The 15949-nt window shown below is 64.4% G+C and carries 19 protein-coding genes; 5 read left to right on the top strand and 14 right to left on the bottom strand.

Annotated features, from left to right (window positions below; genetic code table 11):
* Positions 1-2: 2 nt before the first annotated feature.
* From D9V29_RS01635 to D9V29_RS01600, 8 genes are all read right to left on the bottom strand, one after another.
* Positions 3-1235 carry an RNA polymerase sigma factor gene (locus D9V29_RS01635; protein ID WP_121671704.1) on the bottom strand — a complete coding sequence of 411 codons (1233 nt, stop codon included), beginning with the start codon at positions 1233-1235 and terminating at the stop codon, positions 3-5.
* Between the two features lie 44 nt (positions 1236-1279).
* A complete protein-coding gene (locus tag D9V29_RS01630; protein WP_121671579.1) occupies positions 1280-1705 on the bottom strand; it encodes a YciI family protein in 426 nt (141 codons plus the stop codon).
* 150 nt (positions 1706-1855) lie between these two features.
* On the bottom strand, positions 1856-2530 hold the full coding sequence (locus D9V29_RS01625; protein WP_121671578.1) for a nucleoside/nucleotide kinase family protein: 675 nt from the start codon (positions 2528-2530) through the stop codon (positions 1856-1858).
* Positions 2517-3389 carry a sugar phosphate isomerase/epimerase family protein gene (locus D9V29_RS01620; RefSeq protein ID WP_121671577.1) on the bottom strand — a complete coding sequence of 291 codons (873 nt, stop codon included), beginning with the start codon at positions 3387-3389 and terminating at the stop codon, positions 2517-2519. The genes D9V29_RS01625 and D9V29_RS01620 overlap by 14 nt, the downstream gene beginning before the upstream one ends.
* Positions 3390-3397: 8 nt before the next feature.
* Positions 3398-4330, bottom strand: a complete 933-nt coding sequence (locus D9V29_RS01615; RefSeq protein ID WP_220699908.1) for a sugar phosphate isomerase/epimerase family protein — start codon at positions 4328-4330, stop codon at positions 3398-3400.
* Entirely contained in the window at positions 4330-5082 is a 753-nt protein-coding gene (locus D9V29_RS01610; protein WP_121671576.1) for an ATP-binding cassette domain-containing protein, read from the bottom strand. The genes D9V29_RS01615 and D9V29_RS01610 overlap by 1 nt, the downstream gene beginning before the upstream one ends.
* Positions 5079-6062: an ABC transporter permease gene (locus D9V29_RS01605; RefSeq protein ID WP_121671702.1), complete on the bottom strand. Its 984-nt coding sequence runs from the start codon at positions 6060-6062 to the stop codon at positions 5079-5081. Before D9V29_RS01605 ends, D9V29_RS01610 begins: the two co-directional genes overlap by 4 nt.
* A 106-nt stretch (positions 6063-6168) precedes the next feature.
* Positions 6169-7206 carry a substrate-binding domain-containing protein gene (locus tag D9V29_RS01600; RefSeq protein WP_220699907.1) on the bottom strand — a complete coding sequence of 346 codons (1038 nt, stop codon included), beginning with the start codon at positions 7204-7206 and terminating at the stop codon, positions 6169-6171.
* A gap of 8 nt (positions 7207-7214) precedes the next feature.
* On the opposite strand from D9V29_RS01600, the gene D9V29_RS01595 reads away from it, so the two are divergent.
* Positions 7215-8531: an ROK family transcriptional regulator gene (locus tag D9V29_RS01595; RefSeq protein ID WP_121671575.1), complete on the top strand. Its 1317-nt coding sequence runs from the start codon at positions 7215-7217 to the stop codon at positions 8529-8531.
* Between the two features lie 3 nt (positions 8532-8534).
* Here the strand turns inward: D9V29_RS01595 and D9V29_RS01590 are convergent, their stop codons facing one another.
* From D9V29_RS01590 to D9V29_RS01570, 5 genes are all read right to left on the bottom strand, one after another.
* A complete protein-coding gene (locus D9V29_RS01590; RefSeq protein ID WP_121671574.1) occupies positions 8535-9305 on the bottom strand; it encodes an HAD-IIB family hydrolase in 771 nt (256 codons plus the stop codon).
* A gap of 14 nt (positions 9306-9319) precedes the next feature.
* On the bottom strand, positions 9320-9685 hold the full coding sequence (locus D9V29_RS01585; protein ID WP_121671573.1) for a hypothetical protein: 366 nt from the start codon (positions 9683-9685) through the stop codon (positions 9320-9322).
* A 182-nt stretch (positions 9686-9867) separates the two neighbouring features.
* Positions 9868-10224: a hypothetical protein gene (locus tag D9V29_RS01580; RefSeq protein WP_121671572.1), complete on the bottom strand. Its 357-nt coding sequence runs from the start codon at positions 10222-10224 to the stop codon at positions 9868-9870.
* A gap of 123 nt (positions 10225-10347) precedes the next feature.
* Positions 10348-11070, bottom strand: a complete 723-nt coding sequence (locus tag D9V29_RS01575; protein ID WP_121671571.1) for a GAF and ANTAR domain-containing protein — start codon at positions 11068-11070, stop codon at positions 10348-10350.
* Entirely contained in the window at positions 11067-11777 is a 711-nt protein-coding gene (locus D9V29_RS01570; protein ID WP_121671570.1) for a GAF and ANTAR domain-containing protein, read from the bottom strand. The genes D9V29_RS01575 and D9V29_RS01570 overlap by 4 nt, the downstream gene beginning before the upstream one ends.
* Positions 11778-12058: 281 nt before the next feature.
* On the opposite strand from D9V29_RS01570, the gene D9V29_RS01565 reads away from it, so the two are divergent.
* Genes D9V29_RS01565 through D9V29_RS01555 form a run of 3 tightly spaced genes read left to right on the top strand, consistent with a single transcriptional unit; the run spans position 12059 to position 14004 of the window.
* Positions 12059-12292 carry a hypothetical protein gene (locus tag D9V29_RS01565; protein ID WP_121671569.1) on the top strand — a complete coding sequence of 78 codons (234 nt, stop codon included), beginning with the start codon at positions 12059-12061 and terminating at the stop codon, positions 12290-12292.
* Between the two features lie 8 nt (positions 12293-12300).
* On the top strand, positions 12301-13317 hold the full coding sequence (locus D9V29_RS01560) for an NAD-dependent epimerase/dehydratase family protein (protein WP_121671568.1): 1017 nt from the start codon (positions 12301-12303) through the stop codon (positions 13315-13317).
* 24 nt (positions 13318-13341) lie between these two features.
* Positions 13342-14004 carry a hypothetical protein gene (locus D9V29_RS01555; protein ID WP_147436202.1) on the top strand — a complete coding sequence of 221 codons (663 nt, stop codon included), beginning with the start codon at positions 13342-13344 and terminating at the stop codon, positions 14002-14004.
* A 244-nt stretch (positions 14005-14248) separates the two neighbouring features.
* Here the strand turns inward: D9V29_RS01555 and D9V29_RS01550 are convergent, their stop codons facing one another.
* Entirely contained in the window at positions 14249-14566 is a 318-nt protein-coding gene (locus D9V29_RS01550; RefSeq protein ID WP_121671700.1) for a putative quinol monooxygenase, read from the bottom strand.
* Between the two features lie 72 nt (positions 14567-14638).
* Here D9V29_RS01550 and D9V29_RS01545 point away from each other — a divergent pair, with 72 nt between their 5' ends.
* The gene (locus D9V29_RS01545; protein WP_121671566.1) at positions 14639-15892 is read left to right on the top strand and encodes a four-carbon acid sugar kinase family protein; all 1254 of its coding nucleotides are present in this window, start codon (positions 14639-14641) and stop codon (positions 15890-15892) included.
* Positions 15893-15949 lie beyond the last annotated feature (57 nt).

Raw genomic sequence — 15949 nt, 5'->3', positions numbered from 1 at the left:
GCTCAGCTGCCCAAGGCCTCCACCTTGGCCCTCAGCACCGCGCTCTGCTGCTCGTTCCCGGTCAGCGCCGCGGCCGTAAGGAACTCCGCCCGCGCCTCCTCGGCGCGACCCAACCGTGCGAGCAGCTCGCCCCGCACGCTCGGCAGCAGGTGGGAGCCGTTCAACGCCCCAGCCGCGACGAGCTGGTCCACGATCTGCAGCGCGGTCGCCGGCCCCGTCGCCATCGACACCGCCACCGCGCGGTTGAGGTCCACCACCGGGTTCGGACTGAGTCGGCCGAGTGCTTCGTAGAGAAGAACGATGTGGTCCCAGTCGGTGTCGCCGACGCTCGGTGCGATGGCATGCTGCTCCGCAATCGCCGCCTGCAGGCCGTAGCTTCCTCTCCCGCGACCGAGGGCATCCGCTCGTCGAAGAGCAGCACGACCCTGCTCGATCTGGGCACGATCCCAGCGGGAGCGGTCCTGATCTGAGAGCAGGATCGGCGTGCCGTCCCGCGCGGTGCGGGCGGCGAACCGGGACGCCTGGAACTCCATCAACGCCGCCAGCCCATGCACTTCGGGTTCGCGGGGGAGCAGTCCTGCGAGGACGCGCCCCAATCGGAGTGCTTCGTTGGCGAGCTCGATGCGGAGCCACCGGTCGCCGCTTGTCGCCACATAGCCCTCGGTGAAGAGCAGGTACACGACACCGAGCACAGCGCCGAGCCGCGCCGGCCACTCGTTCGGTTCCGGTGCCTCGAACGGAACCTTCGCCGCAGACAGGGTCTTCTTCGCCCGCACGATGCGCTGCTGCACCGTCGCAACCGGGACGAACAGCATCCGTGCGATTTCTTCCGTGGTGAGACCGCCGACCACCCGCAGGGTCAGCGCGACTTGCGCCTCGCGGGAGAGCACGGGGTGGCACGCGGTGAAGATGAGCCGCAGCACGTCGTCGTCGATCGGCTGCCACTCCTCCTCGCTCGCCTGCTCGAGGTCGTGGGCGATCGCCCGGTACCGCTCATCGAGCCGCGCTCGCCTCCGCCAGCCGTCGATCGCGGTGCGTTTGGCCACAGCAGTGAGCCAGGCGCCCGCGTTGCGCGGGACGCCCGACTCCGGCCACTGCTTGAGTGCGTCGACGACGGCCTCCTGAGCGAGATCCTCCGCCAGCCCGACGTCGCCCGTCATCCTCGTGAGCGTCGCAACGATGCGTGGGCCCTCGATGCGCCAGATGGCATCGACGGTGCGGCGGATGCTGTCGATGTCAGTCACGGATGCCTCCGGCCCTCCCGCGGGAACGTCCGGTCTCAGGCCGTACCGAGCTCCTGGCGCCAGCCTTCTTCTTTCTTGATGTACTCGTTGTCGGCGTAGTCCGCGAAGTCGCTCTCGTCGGTGACCCGGCGAACCTCGAGCTTCGACCCGGGGCCGAGCGGGCAGCGGCTTGCCCACTCGATGGCTTCTTCCTTGCTGCCCACCTGCAGGATCCAGAAGCCGTTGAACAGCTCGTGCGTCTCGCCGTAGGGGCCGTCGGTGACGATGGGGGTGTCGCTCGAGAAGTCGACGACGAACGCGTCACTGAGGTCATCGGCGAGGCCTTCGCCGGCGAGCATCACCCCTGCCTTCATCAGCGACTCGTTGTACGCACCCATCGCGTTGATGATCTGCTCGAAATCGATGTTCTCGTATGCCTCCTTGGCGGCATCCGTCGATCGCATGATCAGCATGTACTTCATGATGTTTCCTCCGTTGTCGAGGGGCGCCCCATGCGTCCCTTCACTATCGCGTCGAACGGGATCGCGCCGGATCGACATCGTCGGCGAAAAAAAGTTTGGGCGATCGCGAGCGTAGTGCTCGTGTGCACCAGCGGCAACGGGCGGAGTGCGTCAGACGATGGTGGAACTCACTCCCGAAATCGTGAGCGTTGCGCGGGCTCGAGAGGGCTCGATGAGCGCGGCGTTGGTGCCGTCGACCGTGCGCGCCCACGCCTCCGCTGCCTCCGAGGAGCGACCGTGGCGTTCATGACGGTCGACCAGCCGCCGCAGGCGTTCCGCCTCGGACGTCTCACAGAACCACGATTCGGCCAGCAGGGGAGCGATCTGAGACCACGGTTGCTGGTCGATCAGGAGGTAGTTCCCTTCAGCAACGACGATGCGGGCGGATGCCGGCACAGCGATTTCCGCCGCAATTCCCTCATCCACTCGACGATCGAAGCTCGGCGCGTAGACGTCATGATCGGTTTCGGTGAGCACCCGTCGAAGCAGTGAGACGAATCCCCAACCGTCGAAGGTGTCGATCGCCCCCTTGCGGTCGTGGATACCGAGTCTGTCGAGTGTTGCGTTCGCCAGGTGGTATCCGTCCATCGGGAGATAGGAGGCGACCGGTGCCGCAGCATCCGCCCCGCTCAGCTCGTTGATGCGCTCGACGAGCGTGCGGGCGATCGTCGTCTTACCCGCGCCCGGGCTGCCGGTGATGCCGAGCAGCACGCGGCGCTCGGAGCCGATCAGGTTGAGCGCGCGCTGGGCGAAAGCGTCGCTGTCTTTGTGCTTAGAGGTCGCCACGGTTGGCTTCGAGCATGGTGCTCATGTAGTTGTGTGCGTGTTTTGCAAGACCGGGACCGTCGTTCCACAGGTTGCGCCAGATGGCGAGGTCGTTGGACAGGGTCGGCGAGACGACGGCGGACGAGAACGACTCGAACGTAATGGCTCCCGCGTACTCGACTTGCGCGAGGGCGTGGAAGAAAGAGGTGAAGTCGAGGTGGCCGCTACCGAGATAGCCGCGGTGATTTTCGCCGACGTGGATGTAACCGAGGCGAGATCCGGCGAGCAGGATCGGTCGCACGAAGTCATCTTCCTCGATGTTCATGTGGTAGCTGTCCAAGTGGATCAAGACGTTGTCCTCACCGATGTCATCGGCGAGCGTCAGGGCTTGGCTGGCCGTATTGATCACATTGGTCTCGTACCGGTTACAGACCTCCAAACCGAGCGTCATGCCCTTCGTCTGTGCCTCCTTAGCGAGATCCTGCAACACAGCGACGACATTGGCCCGGCCTGCGGCGCTCAAGGGCTGGCCGTACTTCCCTAAAGCGCTGTACAGCGCGCCGGTGAAGTGAGTGCCGCCCAGGTCTGCGGTGATCTGCAGTGAATCCTGCAGCAATTTCGCTCCGCGGGCGACTACTGCTGAGTCGCTGCTCGAGACATCAGCATCAAAAGCGAGCCCACGCGAGCAAACGATGTCCATTCCAGCTGCGTCCAGGGCCGACTTCGCGGAGGGGACGTCGAGGTTGACGGCGTCATGCAGCGACATCTCGAGTATGTCGTAGCCCGCCTTCTTCGCTTGGTCAACTGTGTAGGTTACTTCGTCCGGGGTTGTTCCGCCCGAGAAAACGAGGGCGTGCACACCGAGTTTGTTGATAGTCATGGCGTTCCTTAGTGAGTAGAGAGAAGTGAGTTGTCGGATGCCCCGGCGTGAGCCCGATGAGCCACCTCAAGGCCGGAGCGGAGAAAGGTGTGAGCACTGTGGGCAAGATCAACGGGGTCGGCCCAGAGGTTGCGCCACAGCCCGATATTTTCTGCGGTCTTCGACCCGACGACATCGCTTGAAAAAGACTCGAAAGTGATCGGTCCCGTGTAACCGCTGTGCGCCAGTTCCCGGAAGAAACCCGGCCAGTCGATGCTGCCGGACCCCAGGTAACCCCGGTGGCTCTCAGCTGCATGGATATAGCCGAGCAACTCGCCAGCGTCGCGGACAGCCGAGGCCTGATCGCTCTCCTCCAGGTTCGCATGGAAGGTGTCGAGATGCAGGAGCACATTGAGCGCACCGAGCTCGCGGATGAACTCGACCGTCTGTCGCGCCGTATTGAGCAGGTTGCTTTCGTATCGGTTGACGTACTCCATGCCCAGACGAATACCCTCGCCGTTAGCCATCTCTGCCACCCGACGCAACACCGAGAGCGAATTTTCACGGCTAGCCGTGCTGCTCGCGTGACGGTACTTAGCCATCTTCGAGTAGAGGACGCCACCGACGTAAGTCGCACCGATCCCGCAGGCGAAGGTGACTGCATCCTTGAGCAGCGCTTCACCGCGGGCTGAGGTCTCCGGATCGTCGGTGTTGATGTCGTGTCGTTCGCCGAGAGCGAGAGACACCACTGCTCCGAGACCGTGCTCCGCCAGCAAGTTTCGAGTCAGCGCGAGGTCGGTGGTTCGCGGATCGCTCAGGGGAATTTCGATCAGGTCGAACCCCGCCCTCGCACTCTCTCGAATAGCGTATTCGGCGGACTCCGGAGCCCAGTCACTGACCCACACGCCGGCGTGGATGCCGATCGGGTTCCCGGTGGACGACGAGCGGATGCCGGTATGCACTACGCCGCCTTCGCGCCAGTGATCAGGGCGACCAGCTCGTCACCGCTGGTCTCCGACGAACGGCGTTCTGCGACTGCGAGGCCCGCACGCATGACCCAGATATGGTCGGAGAGCCGCATGACCTGCTCGAAGTTGTGGCTGATCAATAGCACGGCCACGCCTGAGTCGCGAAGCGTGTTGATGACGTTCTCCACTCGTGCGGTCTCCTGAACGCCGAGCGCGGCGGTCGGCTCGTCCATGATGACGATCTTGCTGCCCCAGCCGGCAGCGCGGGCGATTGCGACCGCCTGGCGTTGACCACCGGACAGCCGGCGAACCTTGCTCGTAACGGCCGGCGCGTTGACCGAGAGGTTGTTGAGTAGATCATTCGCGGTGGATTTCATTTTCTTGCGGTCGAGAGTCCTGAACGGCCCAGCGCCTTTAGTGAGTTCCCGGCCGAGGAAGAAGTTCTGCCACACGGCCAGTTCTTCAACGAGGGCAAGGTTCTGGTGCACCGTTTCGATGCCGTGCTGGCGCGCCAGGTTCGGGGTCTCGAAGGTGACGTCCTCTCCATCGAGAGTGATCGTTCCGGTGTCGGGGCGGTGGATGCCGGAGAGGCAGCGCACAAGTGTCGACTTGCCAGCCCCGTTGTCGCCGATGAGAGCGGTGATTTCACCGCGCCGCATCCCGATCGAGGCGCCTTTGAGGGCGTGGACTCCCCCGAACGATTTGGTGATGTTGTCTGCGGTGAGAATGAAGTCTGCGTTAGTCATTTCTTCTGGAACCTCGTGAGTAGGGCGGCCAGGACGACAACGAGTCCGACGGCGAGGGGCTGGTAGAACTGCGAAACACCGAGGAGAGTGAGTCCGTTGGTCAGTGCGGTGAGCAAGAGCGCGCCGATGATCGGACCGACGATTTTCGCCTTTCCTCCGGTGAGGCTCACGCCGCCGAGCACGACGGCGGCGATCGAGTTGAGTAGATATTGGGTGTTGATAGCGGGTTCAGCGGCACCGACCCGGGCGACGAGCAGCAACGCCGCGATGCCGGCGAGAGTGGCTGCGATGAGGTACACCGCCATTCGGACCTTGGTGGCGCTGATGCCGTTGGCAATGGCGCTCTCTTCATTGCCACCGACGGCCTGCACGTGCAGACCGAAGCGAGTGCGGAACATGACGAACCAGGCAGCGATTCCGATGATGGCCGCGAGGATGATCGGGTAGCCGAAGATGCCGAGCGAGCCCGAGGTGAGTACGAGCAATTCGGGGGAGCTGACCGCGATCGGCTTGCCGTTCGAGACAATCAATGCCAGACCGGTGGCGACCGATAGCGTTCCGAGGGTGGCGATGAAGTCGGTGACTTTACCTTTTGCGATGAGCAGGCCGTTCACCAGCCCAATCAAGCTTGCCGACAAGATCGCGATGACTGCCGACAAGACGAAACCGTAGCCGGCTTGCCACGACATACCGAAACCGATGGCGCCGACGGTCATGGTTGCAGAAATCGACAAATCGATACCGCCGGTGGTGATCACGAAAGCCTGTGCTATCGCGAGGACGACGAGGATTGCAGCGGCAACGAGCATTGCCCGAATGTTGCCGAGGGTAAGGAAACTCGGGCTCAGGATCGAGAACACGATCACCAGGGCGACGAGCCCGATCGGTGCTGCGTTCTCAGCCCAGAAACTGATTTGGCGGGCCTGGGTGACCACGGACGAGACTATCGTCGGGGGTCGCTCTGCCTCGATTTTGGTCATGATGCTCACAGTTCTTGTGTGTCTAATCGCGGGGGAGGTGGTGTGCCGGTCGGTGATCGGCACACCACCTCATTCTTGGATGAGGCTCAGGTTCTTCTGGGTCAGCTCAGTTGTCGAGCAGGTCCTGAAGCGGGTTCTCGAACTCTTCGAACGGCTGCGGGAACGCTTCGATTGCATCGGCTGCGACGTCGGCCGTAACGAGAGCGGTCGGTGACTCGACGGATTCCGGCAGTTCTTCACCGGCGGCTGCGACTTCACACGCCTGAACGCCGAGTGACCCGATAGCAAAGGGGTACTGCGCGACCGTCGCAGTGAGTCCGCCAGCCTCCACCGACTCAAGAGCGTCTTTGTTCCCGTCAACGCTGACGACGACAATCTCACCGGTGCGGCCCGCGTTTTCGATCGCCTTCACGATGCCGAGTCCCATGTCGTCGTTGGCCGCGAAGAACGCCTTGACGTTCGGATTCGCCGCGATTATGTCCGTGGCAGCCGTTAAGGCGACTTCGCGCTTCCAGTCGGCGGCGCTCTCCTGGATCACGGTGAGCTTGCCGTCGACGGCCGCCTTGAACCCGTCGACGCGTGCTGCGCTCGTCACGTCACCGGCGATGCCGCCGATGATTGCGACCTCGGCGTCAGCCTCGACCTGCTCGGCAACGAAGTCGCCGGCCTTGCCTCCAGCGGCCTTGTTGTCCGTGCCGATGTAGGTAGCGACGTCAATGTTCGCTGTCTTGGCTGCTTCCGCATCAATGGGGCTGTCGATGTTGACGATCGTCTTGCCTGCCGTCGACACCTGGGTGAGTGCCTGGATGAGGTTGGATCCGCTGATCGGATTGACGATGTAGCAGCCGAAATCCTGCCCAGCGAGCGCGGTGAGCTTGTCGGCCTGCCCAGTGGTGTCGCCGATGTCGGCGGCAGCTTGAATAGTGACGTCACCTGACGCGTCCTTGATACCGTCCTCCATCGCCTGGAAGAAGGGATTGTCTAGTCCCTTGATGACCGCGGCGATCCGGGTGGAAGACGGTGCCTCCCCGTCCGAGGCGCCACCGCTACCGTCGGAAGCACAACTGGTCAAGGCCAGGGAGAGCACGCCGAGTGGGATGACGACTCGCATGGTCCGAGTCCACGGTGCTGTTTTCTTGAACATCTTCGTCCTTGCAATCGAGGGCACCACTGCGTGCCGTTGAAAAGAAACTACGCGAACTTTTGTATTCGTGCAACACAAAAGTTGAGAATGTTTTGATCGCTGGTATATTCAATCTGTCCTCGTCACTCACGCAGCGCAACGGAGCATCTGTGTCACTTCTCGAAACCGGATCGCACATCAGCGATGTGCTGGACCTCTTTCGCACGCACGGTGAACTCAGCCGTACAGAGGTAATGGAGATTTCAGGTCTGTCGCGGTCCACAGTGAACCAGCGCCTGACATCCCTGCTCTCTGGCGGGCTGATTCTGCCGGTGAAGGGCGGGGAGTCCACCGGTGGGCGGCCGTCGAGCCGTTTCGCGCTCAACGCCTCGCGGGCGATCTTCCTCACGGCAGACATTGGCGCTTCGGGATTCACGGTTGCCGTCTGCGATCTGAGCGGAACGGCGCTACGCCATGCGAAGCGGGTTGTGGACGTGTGGGAAGGTCCAGACCGTGTGCTGGGAGACGTTCACGCAGCGTTCGAAGAAATGCGCGGCGACGAAGATATCTGGGGGATTGGCATCGGAGTTCCCGGGCCGGTGGAGTTCGCCGCCGGTCGGGTCGTGAATCCGCCGATCATGACGGGGTGGGATCGTTTCGACATAGCCGGCTGGTTCAGCTCGCGCTACGGCGTCGCGGTGGTCGTCGAGAACGACGCGAACGCGCGGGCCGTCGTCGAGTCTCGTCAGCACCGCAGCGATAACCTCATCAGCCTGAAGATGGGTACGGGCATCGGCTCCGGTCTTGTTTTCAACGGACAGATCATCCGTGGCAATGAAGGTGCCGCGGGCGACATCGGACACACTCGTGCCGCCATTGCGACCGACGTTGCCGCACTACAATGCCGGTGCGGAAACCTTGGGTGCGTGGAGGCGTACGCGTCAGGCTGGGCGCTCGTACGCGACCTTCAAGAGGAGGGGCTCGATGTGTCGAGCGTCTCCGACGTTGTCGATTTGGTGGCGCGGGGCGATATCTCGGCGGTGCGTGTTGTGCGCCAGGCGGGCCGAGTTCTCGGAGAGGCCGTCGCGGAGCTGGTGAGCATCCTGAACCCGGGGACCATCGTCGTTTCGGGCTTACTCGCGGAGTGCGACGAGGTGCTCCTTTCCGGAGTTCGCGAACGCGTATATCAGCGGGCGCTGCCTCTTGCGACGAGGAACCTGACCATCACGACGTCCGTTTTGGGAGAGCTCGCGGGTGTAGCGGGGTTGGCTCTCATTACTGCGGATCAAGTCTTTCACGCGGCGACGATCGACCGACTGCTGACGGAGGCGGTCGCATCCGTCTAGCGATCACACCGCAGCGGCCGCGAGCTTCGGAATCAGATCCGCCACCAGGCGAGCCGTGTCTTCCCAGTCCTCGACCGCCAGGCAGCGCACTCCGAGTGCCTTCACCGGGTAGTCGTTGCCGTTCTCGTCGAGCCGGTCACCGATGAAGAGCATGTCGTCGAGCGGGATGCCGGTGAGCTCGGCGAGCTTCTTCATTCCATAAGCCTTGTCGATGCCCTTGCGGGTGATGTCGACAGAGGTCGAACCGCCCGAGCGCACCTCCAGATCCGGGATGTCACCCGCGACAGCTTCACGAAGCCGGTTCTTCTTCTCGCCGGTCGGGTCCCACGCCTGCTTCGCCGGAACAGGGGCTGACTGCCCGAGCGCCGAGAACGTGATCTGTGAACCACGGTCTTCGAGGATGTCACCCCACGTCTCGCTCTCCCACAGGCCGAGCTCCTTGGCACGGGCCTCGACCGATGCGAGGGCGCGGCTCTTCTCATCGTCGGTGAGGTTCTCGGCATAAATCTGCGTCCACTCGTCATTCTCGAAGCGGAAGTACTGCGTGCCACACGTCGGCATCAAGTGGAGGCGGTCGAGGTTGGTCGAACCCGCATCGGGCAGGTTGTCGATCGCCTGCATCTTGAATTGCGCGAACTGTCCACCCGAGATGATGCACACCGGGACGACCTTGAGGAGGTCTGCGAGAAGCTGCGACATTCGCGGGTTCATCGGGGACTTCGAAGGAGCAAGGGTATCGTCGAGGTCGAACGCGACCAGGCGGGTTTCAGGCATGACCCTATTCTGTCCTACGCGTCGATGAAGTCCGGGTTCGGAGCCGGTGGCGGCCCCGGAATCGGGCCGAGCGAGCCGATGCGTTCCTCGTCCTCGCCCTGAACCAGCGCGTAGCAATACCAGGACGGACCCTCAGGCCCGACAAGCTCGAACCGGGCGTCGTAACCCATCGCATACGGGGCGTCGCGCGCGACGACGATGCTGCAGCTGCGCTCGGCTGTCTGGGTCGCGGTCGACATCGTGACGAGGATGCCGGGGAGCACGAGCCCCAGAATTCCCAGAACGATGAGGATGCGGGCCGGCTTCAGCAGCCGCTGTGAGGCAAGCGGCCTGCCATCGCTCGGCTCGTAGCCGTCGAGTTCGGGGTGGTAATCGGTCACGGTGCCATTGTTTCACCTGTGGCTGGGATGTGCGCCCTCGTTGGCCGAGTCGGGGGCGCCGCGGCCGGATCGGGACCGTTGCGGCGGTCCGGGGAGAAAGGTGTCGCTGGCCCGGCACCGGTGGCAGGCGGGGCGGCCGCCACGAGGAGGAACTCTCGGGCCAGCGACGGTTCAGGGAGCGATCAGGCGTACTCTGCCAGGTCGCTGTAGAGGGAGAATGCGTCGTTCGACATCTCCGCGGTGGTGGTGACGGGTCGCGGATACGAATCGTGACGGCCCGTGGCACGGTCGTGCAGCATGAGCACCAACTCGTCATCGAGGATCTCGCCGAAACGACTGCCCTCGGACTCGGAGACCAGCTGGCTCATCGGTCCCAGCAGGAAATTGGCGTGCCCCACCGTGCCGTCATGCTTCCGGATCGGAATGTCGACCGCCGCAGACGTATTGTGCGCGGTGAGGAAATGCGCGTAGTCGATCAGCGCTTGTGCGATGCGGTCGCCGGTGACGAACGAACTGCCCGCATAATGGATGCGTTCCATGGCGATGCCCCTCTGGTCTGACACCTTCGCGTCGCGAAGGCAGTCCCGGGGTCTGGGGGACGCAATGCGGATTCAAGCAACCCGTCTTTTCACGCTACACCTGCCGGAAAGGCAAAGATAGGGCTAGTTGCTAATCGTCAGGGTTCGGCGAACCAGCTGTTCGGCCACGTTCGAAAGCAGCATCCCGTGGTTGCGGGCGTACTGCCGCATCATGCCGAACGCATCATCGGTTGTCACATTCTGCGTCTGGGAGAGAACGCCCTTCGCCTGCTCGATGACAACTCGCGAATTGAGCGCACGCTGCAGCTGGTCGCGTACTGCATCGCTCTCGCGCAGGGACCGGGCATGCAGGATGCCGATCGTCGCGACATCCGCCAGCGCTTGCGCTGCCCGCACATCGCGTTCGTTCAACTCTCCGGCCTCTGTGCGCAACAGGTTGAGCGCGCCGATCGTGGTCTCTCGAAGCCTCAGAGGCAGGGCATACACCGACTTGAATCCCTGAGCTGCAGCGCCGTCGCGGAACCGGGCCCACTTATCAGGAGCCTCGCGAATGTCTGGGAGGGATACAGGATCGCCTGTGCTGAAACACTCGATGCATGGCCCGGCCTGCGCGCCGAGTTGCATCACCTCCACCAGTCGCGACGCCTCGCTCGTCGATGCGACAACGTCGAGTTCTCCGTCGAGGTCCGCGAGCAGGATGCCGGCGGCTGAGATGTCGAGGATGTCGCGGCAGTTCTCCACGAGCGTCTGGAGCAGCTCCACCGCGTCGTAGTCAGCGACAAGCGTGTCTGCAAGAGTGGCGAACGCGTCCACAAGCTGCCCTTCCCGTGTGGTCTCCGTTGTCATCGGGAGTCCTCGATTCCACTATCTCTCACCGAGAAGTTGAGTCGCCTGTCCACGATGTCTTCTGCGATTTCCTGCACGGAGCGCCCCGTGGCGAAAGCGTGGGCCTGGATGACGAGCCTGGCCTCGTCCGGCGGAAGATCGAGCTGCGCGAGAACCATACCCGTGGCCTGATGGATGGTTCGCCGGGAATACCGCGTCTCGCCCAGCGCTTCGGGATCCTCGCCCGCCCGTTCCAGCGCCTTGTGCAGAACGAGACGGCTGACCACGGAAGCAAAGGCCGCGCTTTGGCGGGCGTGCTTGTCGGTGAGTACCTTCGCTTCGGTGGAGTACAGGTCCATCGCCCCGAGCTGCAGAGGGCCGATGAAGAGCGGAAAAGCGTAAATCGCGCCGACGTCCTCGTGGCGGATCGCGTCGAGGAACGCGGGCCAGCGCCCCAGCGGATGCTGCCGGATGTCCGGTTCCAGAACCGGCTTCCCCTGGCCGATCGCGTCCCAGCACGGGCCCTCGCCCAGGTCGAACTGCACCTCGTCGAGCCTGGCGGCGGTGGTGTCGGTCGCTGAGACCGTTTCATTGCCGAGAAACGCGCCGAGCGTCGAGATCGCCACGCCGGACACCGGGAGTGCGCTGGCGATGGGCTCGGCAAGCGCGGAGTCGGGCGGAGTTGGACCGGTCAACGCGTCCATGGCTTCGGCAAAGGCATCTGGCACAGCACCCTCCTTCGACGATTGGGACGCCTTCGCGGCGTCGTTCCTATATTAACGCGGGGCGATCCAGCGGTCACCCCTTGCGGACCGGCAGGTCGTTGTGTCCGTCATCGGGGCATCCGTTCTGTTGTGTGTAGCGCGAAAACCGATTTGCGCAAGGGTGCATATTCCCCATGTTGCGGTTGTACGCTGGCCCAGTCACAGGCGGAATGCCGGTTCGAGCCGGTTGCCACAGGCTGCATGCGACTTGGCGGGGCGCCACGAATCGCAATCAAGGAAAACTTATGACTGATCACACCGAACACCCCGACTCCGACTCCGACGAGCCAGGTACAAACGCCGCCGGATCCCCGGATGCATCGTTCGACGTGTCGCCTGAAGAGGTCGTGCCTGTCGAGGCCGACGAGGTCGAAGCGTCAGGCGGAGGCACCGGGCAGCGGACAACCCAGGCGCAACTGATGTCTGACGACGACCGTTCCCGCTTCCAAGATCACTGGGATGAATTCCCCGGACACTGAGGACCCTCATGCGCATTGTCATCGTCGGGGCATCCGGCAACCTCGGGACTGCTCTTCTCCGCCGACTTCACACGGAGCCGACGGCCGCGGAGCTCGTCGGTGTCAGCAGGAGGGAGCCGGACCTCGCCGTTGCGCCGTACAGTGGGGTCGCCTGGCACACGCTCGACATCGGCTCGCCGTCGGCGCCGAGGAAGCTTGCCCAGATCTTCGCGGGCGCGGATGCCGTCGTCCACCTCGGCTGGCAGCTCCAACCGAATCACGATGAGGCGCAGTTGTGGCGCACGAACGTGATCGGTACGAAGAACGTGCTGGCGGCGGTCGCTGCTGCGCGCGTGCCCCAGTTGTCGTATGCATCGTCGATCGCCGCGTACAGCCCCGGTCCGAAGACGACGCGAGTCGACGAGCACTGGCCGACCGGCGGCATCCCGTCATCGCACTACAGCAGGCACAAGGCGATCAACGAGCGGGCGCTCGACCGGTTCGAGGAGGACCACCCCGCGATCATCGTGAGCAGGTTGCGCCCCGGGTTCGTGTTCCAGCGCGCGGCGGCGACAGAGATCACCGGGCTCTTCGCCGGACACCTGATCCCGGTGAGTGTGCTGCGCTGGCTCCGGACGCCGATCCTCCCTCTGCCCCGGCAGATGATCGCGCAGGTCGTGCACTCGGATGACGTCGCGGATGCCTTCTGGCGCGCGATCGACCGCAGCGCCGCGGGCGCATTCAATATCGCTGCCGAACCGATCATCGACCCGCCGACCGCGGCAGCTGCGTTCGGAATTCGGTGGGTTCCGGTGAGGCTCCGGGTCGTGCGGGCGCTTGCGGATCTGAGCTGGAAGCTGCGGCTCCAGGGCTCGGACCCCGGGTGGATCGACGCGGGTGCGATGGTGCCCATGATGTCGACGGCGCGGGCGCGCGATGAGCTCGGCTGGGTTCCGACCGTGCCGGCGACGGATGCGCTCGCCGAGATCGTGCACGGAGTCGGCGACCACGCGAACGTGGAGGCGTCGCCGCAACTCCGCGGGTAGCGGTTGAGCGCTACGCTCAACACCATGTTCAGTGACGACACCCGCGGGGCCGCAGCGGCTGCGCTCGACCCACGGCGTACCTGGTTCCTCGGTGGTGTGCTGCTTCTTGTCTCCCACGTGGTGACCGCTGGCCTGGAGCCAGGTGGATTCCTTCTCGGCATTTCGAACACCCTCGGCACGGTTCTCTTCGCGGCTGCACTCGTTGTGTTCGCGCTCGGCTTCTCGGCAGCGGGAAGTGTGACGGCGCGGCGCCCGCTCGGGACGGGAGCGCTCGTGGCGCTCGCCGTCTGGTCGCTGGTGGATCTCGTGCTTGACCTGGCGGGCGCGATTCCCGGTGATATCGCGCTGGACGTTCTCGTGACGTTCGGCTACATCGACACCGCGGTGCAATTCGCGCTCGCGGTGGTCGCTGCGGTCCAGATCGCTCGCGCTGGCGTCGTGCCCAAACCGTGGAACTGGGCACCAGCAGTGGTCGTCGCTGCCCTCACCGTGTCCTGGCTGCTGCAGTTCATCCTGCAGGGAGTGATGCAGAACGGAGAACCAGCCGTCTATCTCCTGCTCAGCATCGATTCCGTCGTTCGGATCGGTGGCACGATCTTCCTCGGAGTTCTGGCGATCGTGCTCGCGACGCACGCAAACCGGGCGCCCATCGGGGCCCCAGCGACGCGGGAGCCTTCGGCGCGCTGAGCGGCGCGTCCCGCGGTCGGCCCCCTCGCACGCAAAACAGGAGATCGCGGGGTTTACAGGAGACTTTCGCGACTTCTCTCCTGCAAACCGTGCGATCTCCTGTTAACCGTTCGTCGCCCACGGCCGCCATCGCGCGGGAGAAGGAAAAAGGCGCCAGGGAAGGATGCCGCGGGGGCGCAGCATCCTTCTGTCTCGCCTTCTTCCTTGCGTCGCGCCGGCGACGCGAGCCGGAGCATCCGAGGGGCTAGAGCGAACCCTGGATCTCAGTACCGGCGGGAAGCGGCTCGAGCCGCGTGACCTCCGCGGGGCGGGCGAGCTTGCCCTCGAGCGAGGCGTTGAGCCCGGCGACCGCCGGTCCGGCACCGTGGGTGTCGAGCAGTTCGGCCGACTCCCATTTCTCGATCATCAGAATGGTGTTCTCCGGCGTGCGGTGAATCGCATAGAGAATGCAGCCGGGCTCTTCGTGCACAGCGGCGATTGCGGGAAGGAGCGCCTCGTAGACAGCGTCGAAGTGTCCGTCGGCGGGAACGAAGTGGGCGGTGACAACAATGGGATCAGTCATGGTGCTGCCGATGTTACCTCCCACGTAAACTCGATCCGACGTCACCCACCCCCGAACAAGGCAGAGCCGCTCATGAAAACCGTAGTTCTCGACGACGATCCCACCGGCACCCAGTCCGCGAGCAATGTGCGCGTGCTTCTGGTGAGCGATGCCGACCTGCTCGAGCAGGCGCTCCGTGATGCGCCCAGCGTTTACGTGCAGACCAACACCCGTGCGGTCGACGAGCAGACAGCGGTCGACCTCGTCCGCAGCGTGCGCGATGATGCGATCGAGGCCGGGCGCCGGCTGGGGGAGGACGTGCAGTTCGTCCTCCGCGGCGACTCCACGTTGCGCGGGCACGTCTTCGCCGAGACCGAGCAATTCCTCGCCGACGAGAACGACCTCATGATCTTCGTGCCGTCCTTCCCCGCCGGTGGACGCACAACGCGGGGTGGGATCCACTACGTCCGCACCGGAGACGCCGACGTTCCTGCCCACGAGACCGAGTACGCCGACGACCCGGTGTTCCCGTTCGCAAGCGGTGTGCTCACTGAATTCGTCGCCGAGAAGTCGACCCGCACAGGCCTGCCGATCGACCTCAATACGGTCCGCGGTGACGCCTCCGTGCTCGCGTCGATCCTCGTCTCTGCCCCACCGCGTTCGGTCGTGGTTCCGGATGCCGTCACCAACGACGACATCCGCCTCATCGCCGATGCGATCCGGAACGCGCGCAGCCAGGGTCGGGCGGTCGTCGTCCGCTCAGCCGCACCCCTCGCTGCGATGCTCGCCGGCGTCGAAAGCGTGGGTCTGCTCGCGACTCCGCTCGTCGATGACCGCACCCGTACCCTCCTCGCCGTCGGCTCCCACACCGGTGGTGCGTCCGCACAGCTCGAGCGGGTCACCTCCCGTTGGGGCGACCCGGTCATTCTGGACACCGAGGCCGCGCTCTCCGATCCGGATGCCGCCGGGCACGCCGCCGCGGCATCCGCTGGTCCGGTGTCGGATTCGAAGCCCGTCGTCGTGACGACATCGCGCGAACGGTCGTCGGCCCACAACACCCTCGACCACGGCGAACGTGTCATGCGAGCGCTCACCACTGCCGTGAGGGACCTGCTGCCCGACGTCGATGTCGTGATCGCCAAGGGCGGGATCACCTCGGCCGAAGTCGCACGGGTCGGGATCGGCGCGACGTCGGCTGTCGTTGTCGGGCAGGTTCTGCCCGGGGTCTCCGTGTGGCGGATGACCGCCGTCGACGGACGCGACATCCTCTACGTGGTGGTTCCCGGCAACGTGGGCGACCCCGGCACCCTCGTGGACGTGCTGGCAGCGGTGGGTTTCGCGGCCTGACCCGCGGCATCCGCAAAACAGGAGATCGCACGGTTTGCAGGATGCTTTCGCTCACAA

It is taken from the genome of Mycetocola manganoxydans (assembly GCF_003667545.1).
In the GTDB taxonomy this organism is placed as follows: Bacteria; Actinomycetota; Actinomycetes; order Actinomycetales; family Microbacteriaceae; genus Mycetocola_A; species Mycetocola_A manganoxydans.
Note: the sequence above shows the minus strand (reverse complement) of the source record. Positions and strands in the feature narration are given on the sequence as shown.

Excerpts from the sequence above, each read along its gene's own strand:
- D9V29_RS01565 (WP_121671569.1), top strand. The coding sequence starts at position 12,059 with ATGACTGATCACACCGAACACCCCGACTCCGACTCCGACGAGCCAGGT.
- D9V29_RS01590 (WP_121671574.1), bottom strand. The coding sequence starts at position 9,305 with ATGCCTGAAACCCGCCTGGTCGCGTTCGACCTCGACGATACCCTTGCT.
- D9V29_RS01630 (WP_121671579.1), bottom strand. The coding sequence starts at position 1,705 with ATGAAGTACATGCTGATCATGCGATCGACGGATGCCGCCAAGGAGGCA.
- D9V29_RS01600 (WP_220699907.1), bottom strand. The coding sequence starts at position 7,206 with ATGTTCAAGAAAACAGCACCGTGGACTCGGACCATGCGAGTCGTCATC.
- D9V29_RS01545 (WP_121671566.1), top strand. The coding sequence starts at position 14,639 with ATGAAAACCGTAGTTCTCGACGACGATCCCACCGGCACCCAGTCCGCG.
- D9V29_RS01610 (WP_121671576.1), bottom strand. The coding sequence starts at position 5,082 with ATGACTAACGCAGACTTCATTCTCACCGCAGACAACATCACCAAATCG.
- D9V29_RS01560 (WP_121671568.1), top strand. The coding sequence starts at position 12,301 with ATGCGCATTGTCATCGTCGGGGCATCCGGCAACCTCGGGACTGCTCTT.
- D9V29_RS01575 (WP_121671571.1), bottom strand. The coding sequence starts at position 11,070 with ATGACAACGGAGACCACACGGGAAGGGCAGCTTGTGGACGCGTTCGCC.
- D9V29_RS01605 (WP_121671702.1), bottom strand. The coding sequence starts at position 6,062 with ATGACCAAAATCGAGGCAGAGCGACCCCCGACGATAGTCTCGTCCGTG.
- D9V29_RS01555 (WP_147436202.1), top strand. The coding sequence starts at position 13,342 with ATGTTCAGTGACGACACCCGCGGGGCCGCAGCGGCTGCGCTCGACCCA.
- D9V29_RS01550 (WP_121671700.1), bottom strand. The coding sequence starts at position 14,566 with ATGACTGATCCCATTGTTGTCACCGCCCACTTCGTTCCCGCCGACGGA.
- D9V29_RS01580 (WP_121671572.1), bottom strand. The coding sequence starts at position 10,224 with ATGGAACGCATCCATTATGCGGGCAGTTCGTTCGTCACCGGCGACCGC.
- D9V29_RS01620 (WP_121671577.1), bottom strand. The coding sequence starts at position 3,389 with ATGACTATCAACAAACTCGGTGTGCACGCCCTCGTTTTCTCGGGCGGA.